The 7,557-nt window shown below is 62.7% G+C and carries 6 protein-coding genes and 1 pseudogene; 2 read left to right on the forward strand and 5 right to left on the reverse strand.

Features of this window, described 5'->3' with window-relative positions; translation table 11 throughout:
- Window positions 1-90: 90 nt before the first annotated feature.
- The 5 genes from EN738_RS27025 to EN738_RS27045 all read right to left on the reverse strand — a co-directional run bounded on the left by EN738_RS27025 (window position 91) and on the right by EN738_RS27045 (window position 5,727).
- Window positions 91-2,001 carry an ATP-binding protein gene (locus EN738_RS27025; RefSeq protein ID WP_127286363.1) on the reverse strand — a complete coding sequence of 637 codons (1,911 nt, stop codon included), beginning with the start codon at window positions 1,999-2,001 and terminating at the stop codon, window positions 91-93.
- A gap of 24 nt (window positions 2,002-2,025) precedes the next feature.
- Window positions 2,026-3,171, reverse strand: coding sequence for a hypothetical protein (locus EN738_RS27030; RefSeq protein WP_127286364.1), 1,146 nt, complete (start codon window positions 3,169-3,171; stop codon window positions 2,026-2,028).
- A 33-nt stretch (window positions 3,172-3,204) separates the two neighbouring features.
- Window positions 3,205-4,293 (reverse strand): hypothetical protein, encoded by a 1,089-nt coding sequence (locus tag EN738_RS27035; protein WP_127286365.1) that lies wholly within the window; start codon window positions 4,291-4,293, stop codon window positions 3,205-3,207.
- Window positions 4,294-4,596: 303 nt separating this feature from the next.
- Window positions 4,597-4,980, reverse strand: coding sequence for a cytochrome c family protein (locus tag EN738_RS27040; protein ID WP_127286366.1), 384 nt, complete (start codon window positions 4,978-4,980; stop codon window positions 4,597-4,599).
- A 135-nt stretch (window positions 4,981-5,115) separates the two neighbouring features.
- Window positions 5,116-5,727 carry a thymidine kinase gene (locus EN738_RS27045; RefSeq protein WP_127286367.1) on the reverse strand — a complete coding sequence of 204 codons (612 nt, stop codon included), beginning with the start codon at window positions 5,725-5,727 and terminating at the stop codon, window positions 5,116-5,118.
- A 332-nt stretch (window positions 5,728-6,059) separates the two neighbouring features.
- Here EN738_RS27045 and EN738_RS27055 point away from each other — a divergent pair, with 332 nt between their 5' ends.
- Both EN738_RS27055 and EN738_RS27060 read left to right on the forward strand, forming a co-directional pair.
- A complete protein-coding gene (locus tag EN738_RS27055) occupies window positions 6,060-6,995 on the forward strand; it encodes a choline ABC transporter substrate-binding protein (protein WP_127286369.1) in 936 nt (311 codons plus the stop codon).
- 120 nt (window positions 6,996-7,115) lie between these two features.
- Window positions 7,116-7,557 (forward strand): annotated as a pseudogene (locus EN738_RS27060) (choline ABC transporter permease subunit); the annotation flags it as partial.

Genomic DNA, 7,557 nt, shown 5'->3' on the forward strand with positions numbered 1-7,557 from the left:
CACCCTTACCCTCTCCCCGTGAAGGACGGGGAGAGGGGGGCGCCGACGTTGGCACCACATCCTTCCGCACTCGCGGGCAGCGAAGAAAGCCTACGCATTCCACAACCCCTTCTTCTTCAATTCCTCCATCTCGCGCGCGGCGCGCTCGCGCAGACGTGCGTCGCGCAGGAGCTTCTCCACCGCGGCGTCGTCGGACTTGTCAGAATAGCGGAATTCCGAGTCGGCGTAGCGGTTGATCTCCTGCATGACCATGTCCATCGAGAACGGTCCGCGCAGTTCCTCGATCATCGCCTTCTTGTCGTCGTAGCTCTTGTGCATGAAGGCTTCCGGCTTCTCGAACCATTCGTCGGGCAGCTCTATGTCCATAGCGCGCATCTTGATGGCGTCGGTGACGTTCTTGATGGCGCGGCCGGTGAAGCGCGGCTCGGCATCCTTGATCATGTGCAGGTAGGTGCCGATATCGGCCATCGACTTGGGCGCGCCGTTGTCCTTCATGTAGCGCTCGTAGACCTTGATCAGCCCGTCTTCCTGCGGCTTTTCATGCTCTTCATAGGCTTCCGCCACGGCGCGCTGGATTTCCTGAGCGGCATAGAGCTTGTGGTCGCCGAGCGGGATCTTGTGGTTCTTGCCGGCGAGCAGGACGAAGATGTCGATATAGTCGTCGCGGGACTGCGGCCCGTCGACCAGCCAGCGGGCGCCGGCGCGCTGGCGCAGCGCGTCGTCGACATTCTCGGGATAGTTTGAAAACATGCCGAAGGCGCAGTTGCCGCGCACCACCGTGCCGGCGCCGGCAAAGGCGTCCATCAGGACGCCGGTGATCTCCTGCTGGCCGGCCGAGGCGCGATCGTCGGAGCGGCGCGCCGCCACCTGGTCGATGTCGTCGATGGTGCCGAAGCCGATGACGCGCGGATTGAGCACGTTGTTGATGAACTGGCGGCAGTTCTGGCCGGACTTGCCCTGGTAGGACGAAATCTGGTCGACGCCGAAATTCTCGTAGGCGAAGGGATAGCCGGCGACCTGGCAGTAATCGTTGACGAGGCCGGCGATCATCTGGATCAGCGTCGTCTTGCCGGTGCCCGGCGCGCCGTCGCCGATGAAGGTGAACAGGAAGCCGCCGAGCTCGACGAACGGGTTCAGCTCGCGCTCGAAATCATAGGCCATCAGCATCTTGGCGAGCTTCACCGACTGGTATTTGGCGATGTGGTTGCCGACGACCTCTTCCGGCTTCTTGAAGGTCATCACCAGCGGCTTCGAGCGCTTGCCGGGCGCGACGTCGAAGCCGTCGAGGGTGAAATCGTCGACATCGATGCGGATATGGGCATTCTCGAATGGCCCGATGCCGTCGAAGCGGCCTTTTCGCGCCAGCAGCCCGTCGATGGCGACGCGGGCGAAGGCGCGCGCGCGCGTCATCAGGTCCGTATCGTCCTTCGACCCGGCAATCGCCTTGTCAAGGCCGGCAATGATCGACTTCACCGCGTCCTGCTGGGTGTCGAACAGGAAGTCGGGCTCGGCGATGTCGTTGGGCGCCTCGCCGTCGCTGTCGATCAGCTGGAAGAGGTACGAGGCGAGGCTGAAGGCGGAGATGTAGGCCGAGGCCGACAGAAGCTTCTTGAAGGTCGCCGCCTCGTCGCCCTCGAGCGGCGCGCGGGCGTTTTTGGCCTGCAGGCTTTCCAGGTCGGAGCCCTCGGCGAAGACATCGGAAATGGCGAGCGCGATCGCCAGGCCGCGGCGGGCGCGGTACAGGAGCGTGTGCTGCGGAATGGTCAGCAACTGGTCGTCGGGATGGACGGCGGCGACCGTTTTCGACAGCTCGACCTCGCGCGTGCGGCGCACCGAGCCGACCGAGACGGTCGAGACGAAGCGGCGATTGGTGCCGGCTAGCGCCGTGCCGGATTCGCGCGCCGGATCCTCCAGCACGACAATGCGGGTGATGAAACTCTGCGCCGTGGCGCGGTGCTTTTCGATCGCGGCTTCCGAAATCGTGGTCAGGCCGGTGTCCATGAAGGGTGCTCCGTGGTGTGACGGTCAGACGTCTGAGATGACCTGTCCGTTGGACAGGATGTGGACCTTGTAGCCGGAAAAGATCTTCTGCGCCTCGCCGGCGGCGTAGAGCGCCTGATAGGCCTCGTGCGGGATCAGCGCATGGTTCTCGTAGCTCGACACGCCCTGGCGCGCGGCCTCCAGATCGTCGGTGTTGATGAAGAATTCCTGCGTCGTCTTCTCGCTCGAAAACAGGCCCTTGCGGCCGGGCTTCTCGGATTTGGAAAAGACCTCCTGGATGGTCCAGGTGAGCAGCCAGGCGTTTTCCGGCTTGCGCACCTTGGCCAGAACCTCGGTAACCGTCGAATTGTTGTCAGTGATGCCCGCCGAATAGAAGGGGCCGAGCACGACGCGGCGGAGCTGCTTTGGGTGCAGCGGCTCGAAATCCTTGTCGAGATTGACCGCGATCGTTGCCGGCGACAGCGTGTAGGCGGAATTCTTCTCGGTGAAATCGTCGAAGCGATGGGCAAGCTCGGGGTTGAGCAGGCCGTCGACCGGCAGCGGGATGTCGACCCTCTCATTGAGCTTGCCGTTGCTGTCGACGAGCTGGCGCACCATGCTTTCGGAAGAGTCCTCGACCGTCACCATATAGATCAGCGGCAGGTTGGCGCTGCCGTCGAAGCAGGCCCAGTGCACAAGGTAATAGGGTCGAAAGGTCTTCGGATTGACCGAGACTTTCGCCGTCTGCGCCAGCGTGAACGGGCCGAAGGTCTGCTCGCTTCTGACGTCCTCCAGATAGAGCCGCTCGGCCATCGACTTCTGCAGCGCCTCGGGAAACTCCTTGTGGCGCAGGATGAAGTCGGCCATTTCCTCGCGCAGCTCGCCGGCCTGTGGGATGTTGGCCAGCCGGCTCTCCGCCTGGCGACGGTCGTTCTCCAGTTCGAGCAGGTTCTGGAACACCGGATAGCCGCTGTCGGCGCGCGAGATGCGGAACGTCTCCATGAAGCCGAGGCGGTTGCGCCAGCAGGAAAACGACTTGTCCAGCCGCGCAATGTATTCGGCGACGATCTTGGCGACGATGCCGTGCCGGTAGAGCGGCGAGCGATCGTCGCGCATGAACACTTCCAGCCCGCTCAGCGCCGCCGTGATGGCGGAAAAATAGCGCGCCGCCGCTTCATTTTCGGGGGTCATGGGACTGCCTTGGAGACGAACGCCAGCCGCCAATCACTGCTGCACGTAGTTGGCGGAATTGTGCTTCTTCATCACCTCGTCGAAGCGGCGGGCGAAGGCATCGTCGGCCAGCTTCTTGCGGCGCTGGATGTCGGCCGAGGCCACCATGTTCTTCTCGTGCATTTCGAGCAGGTCGCCAATGTGCTTCTGCGAGGCGGCGCCGATGCCGGCCATGGTCTCCTCCGCCGTGTTGTCGACCTGGCTGCCCAGCGTGTTGATCTTGTGAGCGACATCCTGCTGCGCGGCGGTCTTCAGCGAATCCTCCAGCGCCTTGTACAGGACGATGCGCTGCTCGGTGTCGATGGTCAGCTTGTTGATCAGCGTCGACTGCGCGGCGATCTGGTTGTTGAGCGAATCGACGAAGGTCTGGAACATCGAGGTGTAGCGCTCGAGCGTCTGGCTCTCGGCCAGCAATTCCTGCTCCTTGGCCTGCTTCTCGTTGTATTCCGTGGCCATTTTCGAGCGCTCGCCCTCGAGCTGCGTGCGCTCCTTCTGGCTGGTCGAGGCGGCGATCTTGTTTTCGATGTCGAGCAGCATCGGATTGAGCTCCTCGATGCGCTTCTGCACCGCTTCGAGGTTGGACATCGTCGTCTTGCGGCGCTCGATGACCTGCGACAGGCTGCTTTCCGAGGTCTTGTAGCGCTGGTCGAGCACTTCCTTCTGCGCTTTCAAGATGCCGACGATGGTGTCGGACTTGGCCAGCAGCTCCTGCAGGTTGCCGGCCAGCGACATGTTGCGCACGCGATCGGTGCGCATGCGCTGCTTGCGCTGCGCCGAGAAGACGCCGACGAAGTTTTCCCAGCCGGTGTAGTTCTTCATGCTCTCGAATTCGGCGCCGAAGACGTTGGTGGCGTCTTCGAGGCCGATGATCAGGTCGGCGATGTTGCCTTCCATGATCTTCTGCTGCTTCAGCACATCCTCGATGCGGGCGTTCTCGATGTCGAAATTGGCGTCGCCGATCTTCTTGTCGGCCTGGGCGAGCGTGTCGAGCACGGTGCCGGACTGCTCGATCTTCGAGCGCATGTCCTGGACGACCTGCTTGGTCTTGGCAATTTCGGCATCGAAATTCTGCAATGTCGCCATAGGGGCCTCCCGCATCGGCATCGGTTTCGTGTCGGCGCGAATATATGTGGAGCATCCGGGGATTGAAAGACGCAAGACAAGAGGTGCTGCGAAAACAAAAGGTTTCGTTTCTCCCTTGAAAGACAAACGAACCATGCGCATGGCCTGACTAGCCGTCCGCCGGCGCATTTCTTTTGCAATTCGACTGTCGCGCCGCCGGGCCGCGGGCGATGCATTTCGCTTCCCGCCGGCGCATCGTCTGGATATTCGGCAAACAATTGCCGGTGAACCGGCGCCTGCCGGGCAAATCGCAGCCGCGGCAGCTCAGGGCTTGGGGTCGGCCTTGAGATAGGCAATGACATTGGCGATGTCGGCGTCGTTCGTCAGTCCGCTGAAGGCCATTTTGTTGCCGGGGACCTTCAGCTTGGGCGCGCGCAGGTACAAGGACAGGTTCGCCTCGTCCCAGACCAGGCCGGCGGCGCCGGCGTCCTTCATGGCCTGCGAATAGTTGAAATTCTGGGCCTTGCCGGCGGTGCGGCCGACGACGCCCAGAAGGTGCGGTCCGACCTTGTCGTGATCGGTCGTCGCCTCATGGCAGGCCATGCACCGGTTGAAGACCTTCTTGCCAAGGGCCGCGTCGCCATCGGCATGGGCGGCAGCGATGGGGGCGAGCAGAAGGATAGCGGCGGACGAAATGGCTCGAAGCATGGCGGGACTCCTGGCTGAGGGCACCTGGATAGGGCCCATGCCTTAACAAACGCCGCACATGATGGCGGGATTGCGGAAGGAGCGCTCATCCGGGCGGCGCGCCTCGCGATGGCGCAAATGGCGACCCGCTTCCGGTCAGGCCTTGGTGAAGCCGATGAAATCGTCAGGCGCGGCGCGACCCATCTCCTCTTCCCAGTGGCGGCGGCAAAGCGAGACATAGACGTCCTTGCCGATCGCCACCTGCTCGCCCTGCCTCGCCACCTTGCCGTCGGGTCCCAGCCGCACGACCATCGTCGCCTTGCGACCGCAGCGGCAGATGGTGCGCACCTCGCGCAGATCGTCGGCAATCGCCAGCAGGGCGCGCGAGCCGGAAAACAGCTTGCCCTGGAAATCGGTGCGCAGGCCGTAGCACATGACCGGTATGTTCAGCCGGTCGGCGATCCGCGCCAGTTGCCAGACCTGGTCCTCCTCGAGGAACTGCGCCTCGTCGACGAAAATGCAATGCACCGTGGTGTGCTCGTGGTGCTCGGCGACCCGGGCGTAGAGGTCATCGCCGTCGCGGAACATCTCGGCCTCTGCCTCGAGGCCAATGCGCGACGAGATCTGCCCGCTGTCGCCCTTGCGGTAATGGCCGGCGACGAACAGCATCGTGGTCATGCCGCGCTCACGATAGTTGTAGGACGCCTGCAGCAGCATCGTCGTCTTGCCGGCATTCATCGTCGCGTAGTTGAAGTAAAGCTTGGCCATGCCGCCCTTGAGGTGTGTCGAGTTTCAGGTGATGCCGGCCTGCAAACGGCGGCTTCCTGCGCTTCCGGTGCTCACGGACCCTGACCTGAATCTCGGCACACCTTATGCCGAGTTGCGGCGAGGCGGGGAGGGGGCGTCGGCGCATTCCCCTGAAAAAGCTGCCGGCCATCAAAAAAGCGGCAGCCGTGTCGCTGATCGGCCAGTGCGCGCCGTTGATCGTGATTGTCTTAGTGCTTGAAACCGCTCCAGAATGGTGTTTGGCTGACGAAACAAGGCGGGGACACAAACCGTAACTTCGCCGCGCCAAAAAGAATCGCAATGGGAGAATATCTATGTCGCGCATGAATTCCTTCGTCGCCGGGCTCGGCCTGGCGGCTTTCCTGTCCACCAGCGCTGCTTTCGCCGGCGACCCCGAAAGCTGCAAGGCGGTGCGCCTCTCCGATGTCGGCTGGACCGACATCCAGGCCACGACCGGCGTCGCCTCGGTGCTGCTCACCGCGCTCGGCTACGAGCCGCAGGTGATCCAGCTGTCGGTCCCGGTCACCATGGCCTCGCTGAAGAACAAGGACCTCGACGTCTTCCTAGGCAACTGGATGCCGTCGATGACCAACGACATCAAGGACTACACCGCCGACGGCTCGGTCGAGACGATCAGCACCAACCTGACCGGTGCCGGCTACGGCATCGTCGTGCCGACCTATGTGGCGGACGCCGGCGTCAAGACGCTGACCGACCTCGGCAAGTTCAAGGACAAGTTCAACGGCAAGATCTATGGCATCGAGGCCGGCAATGACGGCAACCGCATCATCCTCGACATGATCAAGAACCCGAAGGACAATCTCGAAGGCTTCGAATTGGTCGAATCCTCGGAGGCCGGCATGCTGACGCAGGCCGAGCAGTCGATGAAGAGCAATGAGTGGATCGCCTTCCTCGGCTGGACGCCGCATCCGGTGATGGGCGCCATGAAGATCACCTATCTCGACGGTATGGGCGACAGCGGCTTCGGCGCCGCCACCGTCTTCACCAACGTGCGCAAGGGCTACACCACCGAATGCCCGAATGCCGGCAAGTTCATCGCCAACCTGAAGTTCAACCTGGACATGGAAGGCGAGATGATGGACGCCATCCTCAAGGGCGGCGATGCCAACACGGTCGCGACCGACTGGCTGAAGAAGCATCCGGACGCCGTCGCGCCCTGGATCGCCGGCGTCACCACCTTCGACGGCGGCGATGCCGCCGCGGCAGTCAAGACCGCGCTCGGAGGCTGAGCCGACCATGAATCCGGCATGACCGGAGCAAGGGCAGCCACCATGGAAAAGGCTGCCCTTTTTCATATCCTGTGACAAGATGACTGTCCGGCAAGGACGGCGCAGCCAGAGAGGGGCAAGATGGATCCGATTTCGAAATTCCTGGTCGCCTACAAGATCCCCATAGGACCGTGGGGGAAGGCTTTCTTCGGCTTTCTCACCGACAATTTCGACACCATCTTCAGGGCCTTCTCCAACGGCCTCAATTTCCTGCTCGACGGTCTGGTCGACATCTTGCTGGTGGTGCCTCCGGTGCTGCTGGCACTGGTCATCGCCGTCATCGCCTGGTTCCTGCAGCGCTCGCGGCCGCTGGCCATCGCCGTCTTCATCGGCCTCATCTTCATCATCAACCAGAACCTGTGGAAGCAGACGGTGCAGACGCTGGTGCTGGTGGTTGCGGCCGCCGCCATGGCGATGGCCATCGGCGTGCCGCTCGGCATCTGGGCGGCGCACAAGCCGAAGGTCTATCGCATCATGCTGCCGGTGCTGGACCTGATGCAGACGCTGCCGACCTTCGTTTACC

It is taken from the genome of Mesorhizobium sp. M4B.F.Ca.ET.017.02.2.1 (genome assembly GCF_003998955.1).
Classification (GTDB): domain Bacteria; phylum Pseudomonadota; class Alphaproteobacteria; order Rhizobiales; family Rhizobiaceae; genus Mesorhizobium; species Mesorhizobium abyssinicae.

Bases quoted from the DNA above. Each gene is read 5' to 3' on its own strand.
- EN738_RS27025 (WP_127286363.1), bottom strand. From the start codon at position 2,001: ATGGACACCGGCCTGACCACGATTTCGGAAGCCGCGATCGAAAAGCAC.
- EN738_RS27030 (WP_127286364.1), bottom strand. From the start codon at position 3,171: ATGACCCCCGAAAATGAAGCGGCGGCGCGCTATTTTTCCGCCATCACG.
- EN738_RS27035 (WP_127286365.1), bottom strand. From the start codon at position 4,293: ATGGCGACATTGCAGAATTTCGATGCCGAAATTGCCAAGACCAAGCAG.
- EN738_RS27040 (WP_127286366.1), bottom strand. From the start codon at position 4,980: ATGCTTCGAGCCATTTCGTCCGCCGCTATCCTTCTGCTCGCCCCCATC.
- EN738_RS27045 (WP_127286367.1), bottom strand. From the start codon at position 5,727: ATGGCCAAGCTTTACTTCAACTACGCGACGATGAATGCCGGCAAGACG.
- EN738_RS27055 (WP_127286369.1), top strand. From the start codon at position 6,060: ATGTCGCGCATGAATTCCTTCGTCGCCGGGCTCGGCCTGGCGGCTTTC.